The organism is Streptomyces sp. NPDC030296, from assembly GCF_055572815.1.
Window position 1 is genome coordinate 95,861 of sequence record NZ_JBVICQ010000006.1, and the last position, 16,135, is coordinate 111,995.

At 71.9% G+C, this 16,135-nt stretch carries 12 protein-coding genes; all 12 read left to right on the top strand.

From position 1 onward, the window contains the following. Positions 1 to 525 precede the first annotated feature (525 nt). The gene (locus tag ACZ4Z3_RS18650) at positions 526 to 1,764 is read left to right on the top strand and encodes a hydroxyacid-oxoacid transhydrogenase (RefSeq protein ID WP_468502004.1); all 1,239 of its coding nucleotides are present in this window, start codon (positions 526 to 528) and stop codon (positions 1,762 to 1,764) included. A gap of 148 nt (positions 1,765 to 1,912) precedes the next feature. After that, the gene (locus ACZ4Z3_RS18655; RefSeq protein ID WP_468502005.1) at positions 1,913 to 3,370 is read left to right on the top strand and encodes an aldehyde dehydrogenase family protein; all 1,458 of its coding nucleotides are present in this window, start codon (positions 1,913 to 1,915) and stop codon (positions 3,368 to 3,370) included. A gap of 168 nt (positions 3,371 to 3,538) precedes the next feature. Then, a complete protein-coding gene (locus ACZ4Z3_RS18660; RefSeq protein WP_468502006.1) occupies positions 3,539 to 3,964 on the top strand; it encodes a LuxR C-terminal-related transcriptional regulator in 426 nt (141 codons plus the stop codon). A gap of 104 nt (positions 3,965 to 4,068) precedes the next feature. Then, positions 4,069 to 5,043 (top strand): GlxA family transcriptional regulator, encoded by a 975-nt coding sequence (locus ACZ4Z3_RS18665; RefSeq protein ID WP_468502007.1) that lies wholly within the window; start codon positions 4,069 to 4,071, stop codon positions 5,041 to 5,043. Between the two features lie 32 nt (positions 5,044 to 5,075). Next, the gene (locus tag ACZ4Z3_RS18670; protein ID WP_468502008.1) at positions 5,076 to 5,603 is read left to right on the top strand and encodes an aspartate-semialdehyde dehydrogenase; all 528 of its coding nucleotides are present in this window, start codon (positions 5,076 to 5,078) and stop codon (positions 5,601 to 5,603) included. Positions 5,604 to 5,615: 12 nt separating this feature from the next. Further along, complete coding sequence (locus ACZ4Z3_RS18675) at positions 5,616 to 6,125, top strand: Asd/ArgC dimerization domain-containing protein (RefSeq protein ID WP_468502009.1); 510 nt, start codon at positions 5,616 to 5,618, stop codon at positions 6,123 to 6,125. Beyond that, on the top strand, positions 6,122 to 7,429 hold the full coding sequence (locus tag ACZ4Z3_RS18680; RefSeq protein WP_468502010.1) for an amino acid kinase family protein: 1,308 nt from the start codon (positions 6,122 to 6,124) through the stop codon (positions 7,427 to 7,429). Before ACZ4Z3_RS18675 ends, ACZ4Z3_RS18680 begins: the two co-directional genes overlap by 4 nt. Before the next feature lie 503 nt (positions 7,430 to 7,932). Continuing rightward, positions 7,933 to 9,468: a DUF4192 domain-containing protein gene (locus ACZ4Z3_RS18685; RefSeq protein ID WP_468502011.1), complete on the top strand. Its 1,536-nt coding sequence runs from the start codon at positions 7,933 to 7,935 to the stop codon at positions 9,466 to 9,468. Between the two features lie 252 nt (positions 9,469 to 9,720). Continuing rightward, complete coding sequence (locus tag ACZ4Z3_RS18690; protein ID WP_468502012.1) at positions 9,721 to 11,940, top strand: glycogen debranching N-terminal domain-containing protein; 2,220 nt, start codon at positions 9,721 to 9,723, stop codon at positions 11,938 to 11,940. Positions 11,941 to 12,090: 150 nt separating this feature from the next. After that, positions 12,091 to 12,849 carry an NUDIX hydrolase gene (locus tag ACZ4Z3_RS18695; RefSeq protein WP_055715528.1) on the top strand — a complete coding sequence of 253 codons (759 nt, stop codon included), beginning with the start codon at positions 12,091 to 12,093 and terminating at the stop codon, positions 12,847 to 12,849. 119 nt (positions 12,850 to 12,968) lie between these two features. After that, on the top strand, positions 12,969 to 14,855 hold the full coding sequence (locus tag ACZ4Z3_RS18700) for an ABC transporter ATP-binding protein (protein ID WP_468502013.1): 1,887 nt from the start codon (positions 12,969 to 12,971) through the stop codon (positions 14,853 to 14,855). A gap of 186 nt (positions 14,856 to 15,041) precedes the next feature. Further along, positions 15,042 to 15,929, top strand: a complete 888-nt coding sequence (locus ACZ4Z3_RS18705; protein ID WP_468502014.1) for a FadR/GntR family transcriptional regulator — start codon at positions 15,042 to 15,044, stop codon at positions 15,927 to 15,929. The last annotated feature ends 206 nt before the right edge of the window (positions 15,930 to 16,135 follow it).

The window sequence follows — 16,135 nt, forward strand, 5'->3', positions numbered from 1 at the left end:
ACTGTGCGGAACCGGTCGGCACGGCAACAGGGCCCGCACTGACGATCACCATCGAATTACTGCCATCGCCGCCGCCCCGTTCCTGATCGGCGAGGGCGGCGAAAACAGGGCGCGCGACCGGTTGTCGTCCTGGCGGAGCAGGAATTTCACCAGTACTGGCTCAAAGCTGTTGACCGATCCGGCCATAGGACTTCGGACCTATGGCGGGGCCGAAACCTACTGGCTAGTGTGGCCACCGCTCGACAGGGCCATGGGACCCTGGTCCTATGGTGGCAGCGAAATCGACTGGCTAGTGTGGCCCTCACCCGGTCGAAATTCCGCGTGAACGGCGACATCACCGTGCCGAGCGGCCACATCATCTGACTGTGCGTCATCCTTCGCGGCAACTGTTTCGTGCTCGCGGCAACAGTTTCGCGATCGAAGTCACCGAGATCGATCTGAAGACGGGGGTGGACTGTGGAGTCGTATGCGTATGGCGGAAATGGTCCAGAGCGGGAACGAATAATCAGCTGGCAGGCACCACCCTTGAAATTCGGTGTCGGTGCCACCCGGGAGATCGGCCATGAACTGCGAAAAGCCGGCATCTCATCGGTGCTGCTGGTGACCGATCCCCTTCTGGCCGAACTCGGTCTGCCCGCCCGTGTCGCCAAACAGATCGAACAGGAGGGGATCTCGGTCTCGGTGTTCGACCGGGCCCGGGTGGAACCCACCGACGAGAGCTGCGCCGAAGCGGCCCGTGAACTGCGGTCCCTCCAGGTGGACGGTTACGTCGGTCTCGGCGGCGGCAGCTCCATCGACACCGCCAAGATGCTGAACCTGCTGCTCACCCATCCCGGCCGCCCCGTCCGCGACTACCTGAACGCACCCATAGGCGCCGGATCCCCGATCCCCGGCCCACTCAAGCCGCTGGTGGCGGTACCCACCACAGCCGGCAGCGGCAGCGAGTGCACCGCGATGGTCGCCCTCGGCGTCACGGGTCTGAACGTGAAGACCGGGATCAGCGACCTGCGGCTGCTGCCCTCCCTGGCACTGGTCGACCCGGTCAACACCCTGACCCTGCCCCCGGCGGTCACTGCGTCCTCGGGCTACGACGTTTTGACCCATGCCTGCGAGTCGTACACGGCCCGGGCCTACGACCGACGCCCGCCCTACCCCACCCCGGGGGACCGGCCGCTGTACATCGGCGCCAATCCGATCAGCGACGTCTGGGCGGAGCAGGCGCTGGAACTGGTCGGCCGCTACCTCAGGCGCGCCGTCCTCAACCCGGACGACCTGGAGGCCCGGACGGGGATGAGCCGGGCGGCGAGCTTCGCGGGGATGGGGTTCGGCAACGCCGGCACCCACATCCCGCATGCCTGCGCGTACCCCATAGCCGGACTGGTCCGCGACTACCGGCCGGACGGATACCAGGTCGACCACGCCATGGTGCCCCACGGAGCGGCGGTCGTCTCGACCGCGGCGGCGGCTTTCGAGTTCACGTACCCGACCTCCCCCGATCGCCATCTGCGGGCCGCCGAACTGCTCGGGGCCAACCTCGCCGGCGTGACCGAGGCCAACGGCGCGGACGTGCTGCCGGCGACCTTGCTCAGCATCGTCGCGGACACCGGCGGGCCCACCGGACTGGCGGACTTCGGCTACTCCGCCAAGGACCTTCCCGACCTCGTCGAAGGCGCGCTCAAACAGCAGCGGCTGCTGGTGTGCTGCCCCCGTGACGTCGCCCCGCACGATCTCCAGCGGATCATCGCCGGTTCGATGGCCGCCTGACCTTCCGACTGTCCGGCCGTCCGACCGGCTTGACCGGCTTGACCGTTCGGCCGCCCGACCGTTTGACCGCCCGACCGTCCGACTGTTTTGACCGTCCGACCATGAAGCAGTGCGGCCCTCCCCCCAGGCCAAGGAGCTGGATGCACCCGTGAGTGAAGCAGTAATACCGGAGTACACGGCTGTCATCGCGGGAAAGCAGGTTCCCACCACGCGGTGGATCGACGTCCTCGATCCGTCGAACGCCCGCCCCTTCGCACGAGTCGCCCGCTGTGGCGCGGCCGAGGTCCAGTCGGCCGTGCAGGCGGCCCGGAACACGTACGAGACGGTCTGGCGCTTCTCGACGCCGGTCGAGCGCTCGCGGATCTGCCACCGCATCGCCGACGGGCTGCGCGCCGAACGCGAGGAACTGGCACAGCTGGAGACCCTCGACACCGGCAAGCCACTCGGCCAGGCCCGCGTCGACGCCGACATCGCCGCCCGCTACTTCGACTTCTACGCCAACGCCGTCGAAGCCCTGGGCGGTGACACCATCCAGCAGCAGCCGGGCCGACTGGCCTTCACGCTGCGCGAACCCTACGGCGTGTGCGGCCACATCATCCCGTGGAACTATCCGCTGCAGATCGCCGCCAGGACTGTGGCCCCCGCCCTCGCCGCCGGGAACTGCTGCGTCCTCAAACCGGCCGAGGACGCGCCGTTGACCTCGCTGCGCCTCGCCGACATCGTCGAACAGGCGGGACTTCCGCCCGGGGCCCTCAACGTCGTACCGGGCCTCGGGGAGGAAGCGGGCGCCGCACTCACCGCCCACCCCGACGTGGACCGCCTCGCCTTCACCGGCTCGCGGGAGGTCGGCGAGGCCGTGATGGCCGCGGCGGCGCGGAACATCGTGCCGGTCACCCTGGAACTCGGCGGCAAGTCGCCGCACCTGGTCCTGCCCGACTTCGACGCCGCACGCGCGGTGCCGCAGATCGTGGAGTCGATCACCGAGCACGCCGGACAGAACTGTTCCGCCGGCAGCAGGCTGCTCGTCCACCGCTCCGTGCACGACGAACTGGTCGCCGCCCTCGCCGAGGAGTTCCGCTCCCTGCGCATCGGGCCGGGAATCGACGATCCCGACCTGGGCCCGCTCATCTCCGCCCGCCAGCGCGACAGGGTGCTCGGACATCTCGCCGACGGCCTGCGCACCACCGAGGTCGTCGTCGGCGGGGGAGTACCGCACGGGGACGCGTACGCCGAGGGCTTCTACGTGGAGCCCACCATCCTCGACCGGGTGACCCCGGACCACCGGGTCTTCAACGAGGAGATATTCGGACCCGTCCTGTGCGTCTCGGTCTTCGACGCGCTGGACGAGGCGGTCGCCCTCGCGGAACACACCACCTACGGACTGGCCGCCGGAATCTGGACATCGGACGTGACGACGGCCCATTGGCTCGCCCAACGTCTGCGCGTGGGGCAGGTGTTCGTCAACAACTACAGTGCGGCCGGTGGAGTCGAGTTGCCGTTCGGCGGCTACCGGCGATCGGGAATCGGAGTGGAGAAAGGCCTGGAGGCACTGCGCGAATACACGCGTTGTAAGACGGTGGCGATCCACGCGCAGCTTTCTTCCTGACCCGGTGTCCCAACTCACCCCCGCAGCCCCCGAATCCTATGGAGAAGCGCGTCCCATTTCATTCATATCGATGGAGGGAGTTCATGAATGTCACGTGTTGTGCGAGAGCCCGCCACCGAGTCGAGAGCCCGACGGTGCTGCGTGTTGTGCGGGGCGCCGGCGCAGCCCGTGGCGGCACTGGCCGAGGTCGTCGCCAACGTGCACAAAGCGTTGGACGAGGCGCAAGGTGCGCTGGAAGCCCAGGAACAGGTGATCGAGGACTTACGGGCCGACGCCGACGCCGACGGCGGCCGGCAGGCCGGTGTCGAACCGTCGCGTTCCGAGGAGGTCCTCGCAGCGCGGACCTCGCTCGATCTGCTGACGGCCCGTGAGCGCCAGATCCTGGTGCTCATCTCCCGGGGAAATTCGAATCGTCGCGTGGCCAAAGCCCTCGGAATATCGGAGAAGACGGTGAAGAACCACTTGTCCGCCGTCTTCACGAAGGTCGGCGCATCCGATCGCACACAGGCCGTGGTAATGGGAATCCGCAGTGGGATGGTCTCCATTGGTGAGCCCTTCGACGATGCGCCTCCGCCCATGAACGCGAGTGAGTGACTCCCCTCGCTTCAGGGCCCATGCCGAGAGTATGCGGGCCGATCCGGCCAGGCGACAGCGCAGGGACTGTCAGAAGACCACGCATTACTGCCACATTGGTTCCCATGCTGAAGAACGTAGCCGCGGTCCTGCTCGACAACGTCCATCCATTCGAACTCGGTGTCGTGTGCGAAGTATTCGGGATCGACCGCAGCGAGGAGGGGCTGCCCGCGTACGACTTCGCTCTCGTCGCCGCGGAAGGCTCGTCGGTGCGGGCGGTGCCCGGGTTCACCATCAGCACGCCCTACGGGCTCGACCGGCTGGAGGAAGCCGATCTCATCGCCATCCCGGTGGGGGACGACTTCCACACCAGGGACTTCCCGCCCGCTCTTCTGGAGGCGTTGCGGCAGGCGGTGGCCCGCGGCGCCCGGGTCGTGAGCGTCTGTGTGGGCGCTTTCGTCCTGGGCGCCGCGGGACTGCTGGACGGTCGGCGCTGCACGACCCATTGGCGGTACGCCGCCGCGCTCACCGAGCGCTACCCCAAGGCCCAGGTGGAACCGGGTGTCCTCTATGTCGACGAGGACCCGATCCTCACCTCCGCCGGCACCTCCGCGGGCATCGACGCCTGCCTCCACCTGGTGCGCAAGATCCAGGGCAGTGACGTCGCCAACGCCATCGCCCGGCGCATGGTGGTGCCCCCGCACCGGGAGGGCGGCCAGGCCCAGTACATCGAACGGCCGGTGGCGCACGTCGGGGAGGACGGTGTGCGCGAGGTCCTGGCCTGGGCCGAGCGGCACCTGGACCAGGAGATCAGCGTCGAGCAGTTGTCGGCACGGGCCTGCATGTCGCCGCGCACCTTCGCCCGCCGCTTCCGGATGGAGACGGGCACCACCCCCTACCGCTGGCTGCTGGCCCAGCGGGTGCTGAGCGCCCAGCGGCTGCTGGAGAACACCGACGACACGATGGAGATGGTCGCGGCCCGGACAGGCTTCGCCAACGCGGCGGCCCTCCGGTACCAGTTCGTGCGCTCCCTCAACACCACCCCCAATGCCTATCGGCGTGCCTTCCGGGGCCGCTTACCCGACACGACCACGCACTGAGCCCCACACGGGGGGCCGACAGGAGGAACCGAATGCTGCGCATCGCGGTAGTGGGCGCCACCGGAGCGGTGGGCCGGGAGTGCCTGGCCCTGCTCGACGGCGGGATCGTGCCCGTGGAGCAGGTGACACCCGTAGGCTCGGCGCGCAGCGTCGGCCGCGATCTGGCCGCCGAACTGGCGCTCTCCCTGCCCATGACGGACGTGGTCACCCTTGACGATCTGGACCCGAGGGGTCTGGATGTCGCCATTTTCTCCGCGGGCGCGGAGGTGAGCGCCCGAGAGGCGGAGCGGCTCGCCTCGGCCGGGGTGCTGGTGGTCGACAACAGTTCCGCCTTCCGGATGCGCCCCGACGTCCCCCTCGTGGTGCCGCAGGTCAACCCCGGCGCCCTCGACGACCGCCCGGTGAGCGGGCTCGTGGCCAACCCCAACTGCTCGACCATCCAACTGGTGCGCGCCCTGCACCCGTTGCACGAACTGGCGGGCCTGGAGAGCGTCGTGGTCCTGGAACCCTCCGCCAGTTCCCGCAGACCGCGCACTCCACCGCCGGACGCCGCCTGGTAGGTCGCCACCACTTTGGACGAGCCCCGCGCGCAGGGCGCCGCCGGCGGGCGCTTCGGGCAGCCGCTGTCCTTCAACCTCGTCCCCGAGATAGGGCTGCGGGACGACACGGGGCTCACGCACGAGGAACGCAAACTCGTCCGTGAACCGCGCAAGATCCTCGGCCTGCCGGAGCTGCGGGTGAGCGCCACCGCGGTACGGGTCCCGGTCTTCGACTGCCACTCCGAGGCCGTGCACCTCCGGCTGCGCGAGCCGGTCACAACGGCATCCGTCGAGGAGGCCCTGGCCGCCACGCCCGGCCTCCGGGCCTACCGCCGGTCGGATGCCCCCTCCTACCCCATGCCCCGCACCGTCTTCGCCCGCCCCGAGGACCGGGCCCTCGTCCATGTCGGCCGGATACGCGTCGAGCCCGAGGACGACCGGGCGGTGGCTCTGTGGGTGGTCGCCGACAATTTGTGGGTGGGAGCGGCGCTGAACGCCCTGCAGATCGTGGAACTCGCCACCAAGAACGGGTGGCTCGGATGACCCCCCGCCGCGCCCCCGGCAGCCGTCCGCTGGTGCTGAAGTTCGGCGGCTCCGCCTTCGCCGACCTGGACGGCTATCACCGCGTCGCCCGGTACGCGGTGCGCCGCGGCGCCGAGGAGGAGCGCCCGCTGGTCGTCGTGGTGAGCGCGATGTCCGGGACCACCGGCAGACTCCAGCAGACCCTGGACGCCCTCGCCGCCGATCCGCCGGCCTCGGCCGCCGCGATGCTCCTGACCACCGGTGAGACCGTCAGCGTCGCCCTCCTCACGGCCGCGCTCGACGCGCAGGGCGTGGCCGCGCATCCGGTTCCCGCGGCGGGCACCGGCCTCCTCGCCGAGGGCCCGCCGGACCGGGCGACGGTGACCTCGGCCGACGCCACGGCGTTGTCCCGCGTCCTGACCGACGGCGGGATCGCGGTCGTCCCCGGCGGCCAGGCGGTCGACGCGCACGGGCGGACCGTCATGCTCGGCCGCAACAGCTCGGACCTCTCCGCGGTGGCGACGGCGGCGATGCTGGGCGCCGACACCTGCGAACTCTTCTCCGACGTGCCCGGCGTCTGCACCGCCGACCCCTATCTCGTCCCGGAGGCCCGCCCCCTCTCCCGGATCAGCTACGAGGGGGTGCGCCGGATGTCCCGCCACGGGGCCAAGGTCGTCCACGAGGGCGCCGTGCAGTGGGCGGAGCGCGCGGGGGTGAGGGTGTGGTGCCGTCCCTTTCCCTGGGGTGAGGGGGCGGGGGGCGAGACCGGGGTGGGGGAGCGGTTGGAGGCCGAACCGGAGGAGGGGGTCGTGGCCGGGGACCGGGCCGTTGTGGGGGACGGGGCCGTGCGGGACCAGCGGCGGGCCGTCGGCACGGTCGTGGGGGCGGGGCCGGAGGCGGCTGCCGTGGTCGTGCACCAGGGCAGCGACGTGTGGTCGTTCCGGTCCGGCCGGGAGCGGCGGGCGGTGGCCGGGCGGTTGCGGGCCGAGGGACTGCCGGTCACCGAGTTCGACACCGCGGGCGAGATCTGCCTGACGGTTCCGGCGGGGGCACGGAGTGCGGCCCGGCACCTGAGCGGCGCGCGCCTCCTCGACGACCTGTGCCTGGTCACCGCCCTCCGGGCGGACGGCCGGGCGGATCACATCGCGGTGCCGCGCTCGGAAGCCGCCGCGGAGGCCCGCCGTCGGCACGCCGCGCTCTATCCGTCCCTCGCCGGAGCCACGGCACCGCCCGCCGCCCCGCCGGTCAAGGCCCGTTCCCCGCACAGTGACGTTCTGGTCGGGTCGGGGCCGGTCTCCGCCCCCGACGACGAGCGGGTCGACTGAGCCGGCTGCGGGCGGATGCCGGGGATCCGTGATGGGCAGGTTCGCGTCGTTCATGGCCCCATGCAAGCCGATGCCTCGGACATCGCGCGGACGAGCGGTGTGGATCTGTGGACAACCTCTGACGTGGTCATGGTCGGACTTATCCACAGGTCAAAGCGGAATTTCAAGATCCGCGAGATGGTCGCCGCATGACGAATCACAGCGAAGCGGCCGGGACCTCCGGCAACGGTGACATCAGCGGGCAGAACGGCTGGACCGGGCGCGGGGAGACCACCGCGTACGAGGACCGCGAGCGGCGGCCTCTCCCGGACCGTGACGAGTGGGGGCCAAGGTCTCGGGCGGAGCGCGACGAGTGGGGGCCGCGGTCTCGGTCGGAGCGCGACGACTGGGGGCCGAGGCATGAGCCCGGGCATGACGAGTCAGCGGGGCACGGGGCGGTGCCTGACAGGGCGGTGCCGCCGCTCGTGGGGCACGCGTCGGCGCCCGAGGGGACAGCCCCGCTCATGGGGCACGGTGAATGCGGGGCCTACGCGGGGCACGGCGCGGCCGCCGGCCCCGTCGGAGAGCAGCAGGTCACTCTGCGGACCCCGGCCGAGCTGGCCGACGCCCTGCCGTATCTGCTCGGCTATCACCCCGAGGACAGCATCGTTCTCGTCGCACTGCACGACGGGGAGGCGAAGGGGCGGTTCGGCGGGCGTGCCCGGCTCGGGATCCCGACCCAGACGGACGACTGGCCGTCCGTGGCGCAGCAACTGGCCCACGGGCTGGTGACCGGCAGCGAGCGCCGGGGCGCCAAACCGGAGAGCATGGTCGCCTTCCTGTGCCAGGACCCGGCGGGCGGCGAGTCGGCGCGCGACGTCATGGAGCGCCTGCGGCCACTGGCCCAACTCCTGCGCAGGGCCTGCGGCGCCCTCGACGTCCCGGTGGTCGAGGCCCTGTGCATTTCCGACGGCCGCTTCTGGTCGTACTGCTGCCCGGGCAACGGATGCTGTTCCCCGGACGGGGAGGCGATGGGGCTGCCCGGCACCTCCGTGCTGGCCGCCGCCGCGACCTACGCGGGCCTTCAGGTACGCGGCACGCTACGGGAGTTGAGGGCGCGACTCATGCCGTGGGAGACCGCGGCGGCATTGCAGCAGGAGGCCGCGCTCGACACCGCCCAGGCTGCCCTCGTGCCGCGCATCCTGGAAGCGGAGAGCCGCGCTGATGTGGCCGAGGAGACGCTCGCGGTGGTCCGGCGCGCCATGGAGCGCCTCGCGGCCGTACCGACCGTGTCCGGCACCCTCGACGCGGATCTGCGCGACGACGAGGTGATCGGTCATGACGACGCCGCCATCATGATTCTGGGCCTCCAGGACAGGGCGACCCGGGATCGGGCCGCGGAGTGGATGGAGGGTGACGAGGCGAGTCCCGCGCTCCGACTCTGGCGCACTCTCGCCCGCCGCTGCGTGGGCCCCTACGGAGAACACGCCGCGGCCCCTCTCACGCTGGCCGGCTGGGTGGCGTGGTCGACGGGCGACGAGCTGGAGGCCCGCGAAGCCCTCGCCATGGCCCTCGCCGCCGACCGCGACTACCTCTTCGCCCGCCTCCTCCACCAGGCCTGCAACGAAGGCCTCGACCCCGAGTCGATCCGCCGCTGCCTCCGCGCGGAACGCAGGGGACGAGAGCATCCGAAGCTTCCGACGACCACGACGGAGGCAGGCGCCGAGACCGCACCGGACGTTGCTGAACAGCCGAGCGAGGCGACAACCGCAGTCGAAGCGCCACCCGGTGATGTGGCATCCGCTGACAAGGCATGCGGCACCGGCTCCAGGCGCCGGCGCCGGTCACGACCGGAACGAAGCCCTGACAGCCGCGCCGGCCGTCGTTCACCCGGCGGTACGGCCCAGCCACGTCGTCCGCGTCCCACCGACGGCACCTCGCCGGAAGGCCGACGCTCGGCACGCGCCGCCGACAGCCCCCGTGGCCGAGCACGGGCCCGCCGGACCGTCGACGGCCAGGTCACGAAGCCGGAGGGGACGCATGCCGATGAACAGCCGTGACAGGGAGGGGACGCATGCCGATGGACGTCCATGGTCCGGAAGGGCGGCACGCCGATGAGCGGCCGTGCCCCGGATGGGACGTACGCCGATGAACGACTGCACCGTGACCCGGAGTCGAGCCGTTCCGTTCACCTGAGTGGCGGTATCCGTGGCTTGCCCTCGCCGCCGCCCCGTCCCGTCACACCGTCACCGCTGTTCTCCACCAGGTGCCGAGCGCACCCACCGCGCGCCGAACGCAGAAGAAGCCACTCCATGTCCCTGCCCTCCTTGCCCGACGCCTACGACGACGTCCCGTCGTTCGGCAGGCTCCGCCAGCCCACCCCCCGCACCCGCGGCGGGAACGGCATCCCGGCCCCGCGCCCGGAGATCCGCAACCCGTCATCGCCGGCCATCGGCGTGCGCCCGAGGAACCCGAGCGGCACCAAGCCCCCCACAACCGGCCCGGGTGCCCCCACCCCACCGACCGCCACGCCTGCCGGAAACCCGGCCCCTACCCCACCGTCGCTTCCGGGCGCCCGACGCCCCACGGAGCTGCCCCCCGCCCACACCACGTTGATCTGCGTCGCTCTGCCGGGCCTTGCGATCTCCGGCGAACACGGTCAGCTGACCGGCGAGGGGCTGGAAGGCTTCTACCGCGGGGGACGGCGCATGCTCTCCCGCTGCCAGATCCGTGTGGCCGGACGGGAGCCCCTTCCCGTCCAGGCACGGATGATCACGGCCGACCGGGCCCGCTTCGTGGGAACGCTGCGCGTCTCCGCCGACGCCGGTCCCGACCCGGACGTGATGGTGGAACGCACCCGCCACGCCGACGGCACCGAGCGGATCACCCTGCACAGTAAGGCCCGCCGCCCACTGCGCCTGCCCGTCGAGGTGTCCCTGGGCACGGACCTCGCGGAACTGCCTGCCGTCGCCTCCGGCAGCCCCGGTAAGGAGCTGCCCGCCAGCGTCCGTGACGCGGGCCTGCGCTGGTCCTGCGCCACCGGTCATTCGACCGTCACCGCCTCCCCGCCACCCGCCGACGCCCTGGCCTCCGCCGGACTACTGCGCTGGGAGTTGGAACTGCCTCCCGGTGGCTCGCGCAGCGTGGAGCTACGGGTACGACCGGACGGGGCGGGCCCCATCAGACCGGTGGGACGCGGAGCCACGAGCCCCCTCGCCCAGGCGGAGGCCGCGGGCGACGACTCCCGGGCCGGGGCGCTGCTGCACACATGCCTGGAAGACCTGGAAGCTCTGCTGCTGCGCGACCCCGCCAACCCGTCCGACATCCACCTCGCGGCGGGCGCGCCCTGGCGCTGCGGCATGGCCCCGGCCGACGCCCTGATCGCGGCCCGCATGACGCTGCCCCTCGGCACGCGTCTCGCCGCGGGCACCCTGCGTACCCTGGCCCGCACCCAGCTCGCGGGGCCGGCGGCCCGGTCGGGCATGATCCCCGGCCCACGGAGGGACGCGGGCCCTCATCTGCCACCGGGCTGCACCGGCACTGAAGCCACCCTCCACTTCCCCGTGCTCCTGGCCGAGGCCAGACGCTGGGGGCTGCCCGAGCAGGAGACAGAGGACCTGCTCCCCGCCGCCGAGCGCTGTCTGCGGTGGCTGCGGGCCACCGTCGGAGCCGGGACCTATCTGCCCGACCCGGGCCCCGGCGGTCCGCTGCGCTGCGAGACCCAGGCACACGCCCACCGGGCCGCGCTGCTGGGCGCAGACCTGCTCGACGCGTACGGCCGACCCGGCGCGGACGAGCTGAGGGAGTGGGCGATACGACTGCGCACCCGATTCCGGGCGGACTTCTGGGTCGACGACCGCGGCGGCGGCAGACCCGCCGCCGCCCGCACCCCCGACGGGCGCCTCGTCCCGCATCTGGGTGCGGCCACCGCCCACCTCCTCGACATGGGACTGCTCGGCGGGGGCCGCCAGGCTCCGGGCCTGCTCGACAAGGTGCAGACCGAGCAGCTCGCGCGGCTGCTCGGAGGACCTGCCATGGACTCCGGGTGGGGGCTGCGCAGCCTCGGCGCGAAGGAGCCGGCGTACAACCCGTTCGGGCACCGCAGCGGTGCCGTGCGCGTGCAGGAGACGGCGATCGCGGTTGCCGGGCTCGCGGCGGCGGGCTACGAGAAGGAGACGAGCGCTCTGATGCGGGGAGTGCTGGCGGCGGCCGAGAGCTTCGGCCACCGACTGCCGGAGATGTACGCGGGGGAGCGGCGCGCCGAGGGCGGCGCGCCGCTGCCGCATCCGGCCGCCTGCAGACCGGCCGCGACGGCGGCGGCCTCGGGTGTGCTGCTGCTCACCACCCTCGTGGGCATCCGGCCGGACACCCCGGCCGGCACGGTGACGCTGCGGCCGGTGAGCAGCGCACCGCTGGGCGAAATCGGCCTGACCGGCCTGCGTGTGGCCGGCGCCCCCTTCGCCGTGCGCGTCAGCAGACTGGGGCTCGCCATGGTCGAGGAAGCGGCCGGGGGTCTGCAGTTGGGAGGGTGACCTCGGCGGACGTGTGATCGACCACGCCCGTGCGGACCTCGCGAAGGCCCCGGGTGGATCATGAGTCAGGTGTCGGACAGAAGCGGATCAAGAACGGAAGCGACCACTGAAGGGAGTGTTTATCGTCAGGGAGACGACTATGATCGCGGCATGCCCTACGACCCGTCGGACTACCCGCCCTTCGCCGTCACCGTCGACCTGGTCGTGCTGACCGTCCGCCGCCACGCGCTGTGCGCGCTGACCGTGCGGCGGGGCGAACAGCCTTTCCAGGGGCGGTGGGCGTTGCCCGGCGGCTTCGTACGGCCCGACGAGGATCTGGCACAGGCCGCCGCACGGGAACTGTCCGAGGAGACCGGGCTGACCGCCCACGATCCGTCCGCCCCCGCGCAGGACAACGGTGCGCACCTGGAGCAGTTGGCGACCTACGGCGACCCGAAGCGGGACCCGCGAATGAGGGTCGTCAGCGTCGCCCACCTCGCGCTCGCCCCCGACCTGCCGGCACCCCGCCCGGGCGGCGACGCGAACAGCGCGCGCTGGGCGCCCGTCGAGGAGTTGCTGGCCCAGGGGGGCTACGGACGCGACGGCGAGCCGGTGGCGCCGCTGGCCTTCGACCACGCGCAGATCCTGGCGGACGGCGTGGAGCGTGCTCGTTCGAAGATCGAGTACTCATCGCTGGCGACCGCCTTCTGCCCGCCGGAGTTCACCGTCGGTGAGCTGCGTCGCGTCTACGAGGCGGTGTGGGCCGTGGCGCTCGATCCGCGCAATTTCCATCGGAAGGTGACGGGTACGCCCGGCTTCCTGGTGCCGACGGGCGGCACCACCACCCGGCAGGGCGGCCGCCCCGCCCAGCTCTTCCGTGCCGGTGGCGCCACGCTCCTCAACCCGCCGATGCTCCGCCCCGAGGTCTGACGGGAGCGCACCGCAACGAGCCGAGGTCCGTCCGGCGGCTTGGCCCGGCGCCGCCCGCTGCCTCGAAGCGAGCCGCGAGGTGCCCGGAAAACCGGACATATCGCGCTATCTTGCTTCGGGTGATCCAGGCCATCGGACTGACCAGCACCTCTCGCAAGGAGCTTCCGCCCGCCGTCGACGACGTGTCGTTCGAGGCGCACTCCGGCCGTGTCACCGCACTCCTCGGAACGCCGGGTGCGGGCAGGACGACCGTGCTGAGGCTGATGCTCGAACTCCAACAGGGCCGGGGAATCACCTACTTCAGAGGACGCCCCCTGCACCGCATCGCGCACCCCAACCGCGAGGTGGGTGTTCTGCTGGGCGAAGTGCCGGGGCATCCGGCCCGCACGGTTCGGGGTCATCTGCGGATGCTGTGCGCGGCCGCGGGACTGCCCGCGCGGCGGGCCGACGAAGTCCTGGAGGTGATGGGTCTGGTCAGTCTGCGCGAGGCCCGGTTGAGCACCCTCTCGCGGGGCATGGACCGCCGACTCGGCCTGGCCTGTGCGCTGCTGTCCGACCCGCACGCCCTCGTCCTCGACGAGCCCACCCACGGGTTGTCCGTGCGCGAAGGGCGTTGGTTGCACGGGATCATGCGGGCGCACGCGACCCAGGGCGGCACCGTCCTGTTCACCACCGGCGACCCCAAGGAGGCCGCACGGATCGCCGACCGGGTGCTCACCCTCGAACAGGGCCGACTCGTAGCCGACCAGGACGTCGCCGACTTCTCCCGCACCCGCCTCCGCCCCCGGGTGGCCGTCCGCACCCCCCACGCCGCCCGCCTCGGCGCCCTGCTGACCAAGGAGGCCCGGACCGCACGACGTTCCGTGGAGATCGTTCGAGAGGGCGGCAACCGGCTCTCGGTGTACGGGAGTACATGCGCGGAGGTCGGTGAAACCGCGTTCCGGCACGGCATCCTCGTACACCAACTCGCCGACGAGATCGGTGACATGGGGCCGACGGCCGCGGCGACGGCGGCGACGACGGAGACGGAGACGGAGACGGCGGCCGCGACGCCGACACCGTCGCGGCCTGATGTGGGGGAACCGGGGGAGGGGGATTCCGGTGACTCGGTCGAGGAGCCGCAGGGGGCGGGCGATGACCCCGGGGCGGCTACGCAAGAGCAGTCGCCCCGCCTGCCCCGCTCGGTCGAGACCGGCGCTCTGCCCCCGCTCCCGCCCCCCATCACCGTTCGCCCGGCGCCGAACCCCCTGCGTCCGGTGCTGTACGAGTTGCGCCGGGCCACAGGGGTCGGGACCGGTTATGTGACCGCGGTCGTCGTGATTGTCGTCTCCGCGGTCATGGCCGTGATGCTGGCCGGGACGGGGCACACGCCGCAGCCACGGCTGCTGGCCGCGTGGCCGCGGGAGCTTCCGCTGCCGCCCGCGGCCGTCGGGGCGGGGCTGCTGGGCGCGATCGCCTTCGGGGACGAGTTCCGGTACCCGGCGCTGGCCGTGGACCGCGGCACCGTGCCACGCCGCCTGGAGCTCCTCGCGGCGAAACTCCTCGTCTCGGCCGCCACCGGCCTGCTGCTGGCCCTGCTCACCGTCGGCTGCGACCTGGAGGTGCTCTACCTGCTCCACGGACCGGAACTCACCTCGATCCCCGGTGACTGGCTGCCGCTCGGTGCGAGTTGGCTGGGCTTCGTCGTGGGGTGCGCCTGGGCGGGGGTGCTCGCCGCGGGCGTCTTCCGTTCCACCAGTGCGGGGCTCGCGGCCGTGGTCGCCGTCCCCCTCCTCGTCGTCCCCCTGGTGCAGAAGGCACTGGAGGGGCCGACCGTGCGACATGCGATCGGATTTCCGATGCGGCTGCGCGAGCTCGTGCTGACGCAGTGGCCGTTCGGGGGTGATCGCTACGTGGAGACGGCGGCGCGGGTGATCGTCCAACCCGAGGGAGGGGCGCTGCTGTTGTCGCTGACCGCGTTGCTGGGGGCCTATCTGTTCACGACGGTACGCGGCAGGGTCCGATGAGGATCGTCCCTCACTCTTTCGTGCTCACGCTCCGTGCTCTTCCGCCGCCGCAATGTGCGCAACTCCTCGTGGAACGCCCATTTCTTTCCGATAAGGCGTCAATTGCGAAGGGGTGAGCGATCACCCTTTCGTGTGCTTTTCACCAAAGACCTCAAGGGAGTTGAGAACGCAGCCGACAAAGGATGCGTGAGTACCCTTGCGCACACCATGATGACCGCCGCCCGCTCCGCCGATTCCGGCCTCGCAGGACCGGGCGAACTCGACCGCTACCCCTACGCCGAGCACCCCGGCGTCGACCGTGTCGGCATCCCCTCCTGGGACGGCGCGGACCCCGAGCTGGGGCGCGTGGGCCGTCGCGCCGCCGGGAGCCGTGGACGCGGGCTCCACGGCCAACTCGTCCAGCAGCTCGGTCAGATGATCGTCTCCGGCGATCTGGGGGCCGACCGCCCGCTCGTCCCCGAGGAGATCGGTCAGCGGTTCGAGGTCTCCCGCACCGTCGTCCGTGAGACCCTCCGCGTCCTGGAGGCGAAGGGGCTGGTCAGCGCCCGCCCGAACGTCGGCACGCGGGTCCGCCCGGTCAGCGACTGGAACCTCCTCGACCCGGACATCATCGAGTGGCGGGCCTTTGGCCCCCAGCGCGACGACCAGCGGCGCGAGCTCGGCGAGCTGCGCTGGACGATCGAGCCGCTCGCCGCCCGCCTCGCCGCCGGGCACGGCCGGGACGACGTCCAGCAGCGGCTCGGCGACATGGTCGAGCTCATGGGGCACGCCATGGCCCAGGGCGACGCGCTGACCTTCTCCCGCGCGGACGCCGAGTTCCACTCGCTGCTCATCCAGGTCGCCGGCAACCGCATGCTGGAGCACCTCTCCGGCATCGTCTCGGCGGCGCTCCAGGTCTCCGGCGGCCCCGCCACCGGCTGTGACCGGCCGGGTGAGGCGACCCTCGTGCACCACGCCCGGATCGTCGACGCCCTCGCCGCGGGCGACGGCGGAGCGGCCGAGACGGCCATGCGGCAGTTGCTGACGGTCCACCCCGAGGTGGAACGTGTGGTGCCCGCGCCGCGCGAGCACTGAGCGCACACAGGGCGCGACTGGAGCGGCACAGTCGCGGTGTGAGCCCTTGGCGACCCTGATCGGCCGGCGAACCGTGTGCCGCCGGACCCCATCGGATCCTTCCGGGATTCGGCGGGGCCCGGCGGCACGACGGCCCGACGCCCCCACGGCCCGACGGCCGCACGGTCGTGGGCACCGCTGCCCGTAGGCGCAGGTGCCGGGTCGCC

Excerpts from the sequence above, each read along its gene's own strand:
- ACZ4Z3_RS18695 (WP_055715528.1), top strand. The coding sequence starts at position 12,091 with ATGCCCTACGACCCGTCGGACTACCCGCCCTTCGCCGTCACCGTCGAC.
- ACZ4Z3_RS18670 (WP_468502008.1), top strand. The coding sequence starts at position 5,076 with ATGCTGCGCATCGCGGTAGTGGGCGCCACCGGAGCGGTGGGCCGGGAG.
- ACZ4Z3_RS18665 (WP_468502007.1), top strand. The coding sequence starts at position 4,069 with ATGCTGAAGAACGTAGCCGCGGTCCTGCTCGACAACGTCCATCCATTC.
- ACZ4Z3_RS18680 (WP_468502010.1), top strand. The coding sequence starts at position 6,122 with ATGACCCCCCGCCGCGCCCCCGGCAGCCGTCCGCTGGTGCTGAAGTTC.
- ACZ4Z3_RS18685 (WP_468502011.1), top strand. The coding sequence starts at position 7,933 with ATGGGGCACGGTGAATGCGGGGCCTACGCGGGGCACGGCGCGGCCGCC.
- ACZ4Z3_RS18690 (WP_468502012.1), top strand. The coding sequence starts at position 9,721 with ATGTCCCTGCCCTCCTTGCCCGACGCCTACGACGACGTCCCGTCGTTC.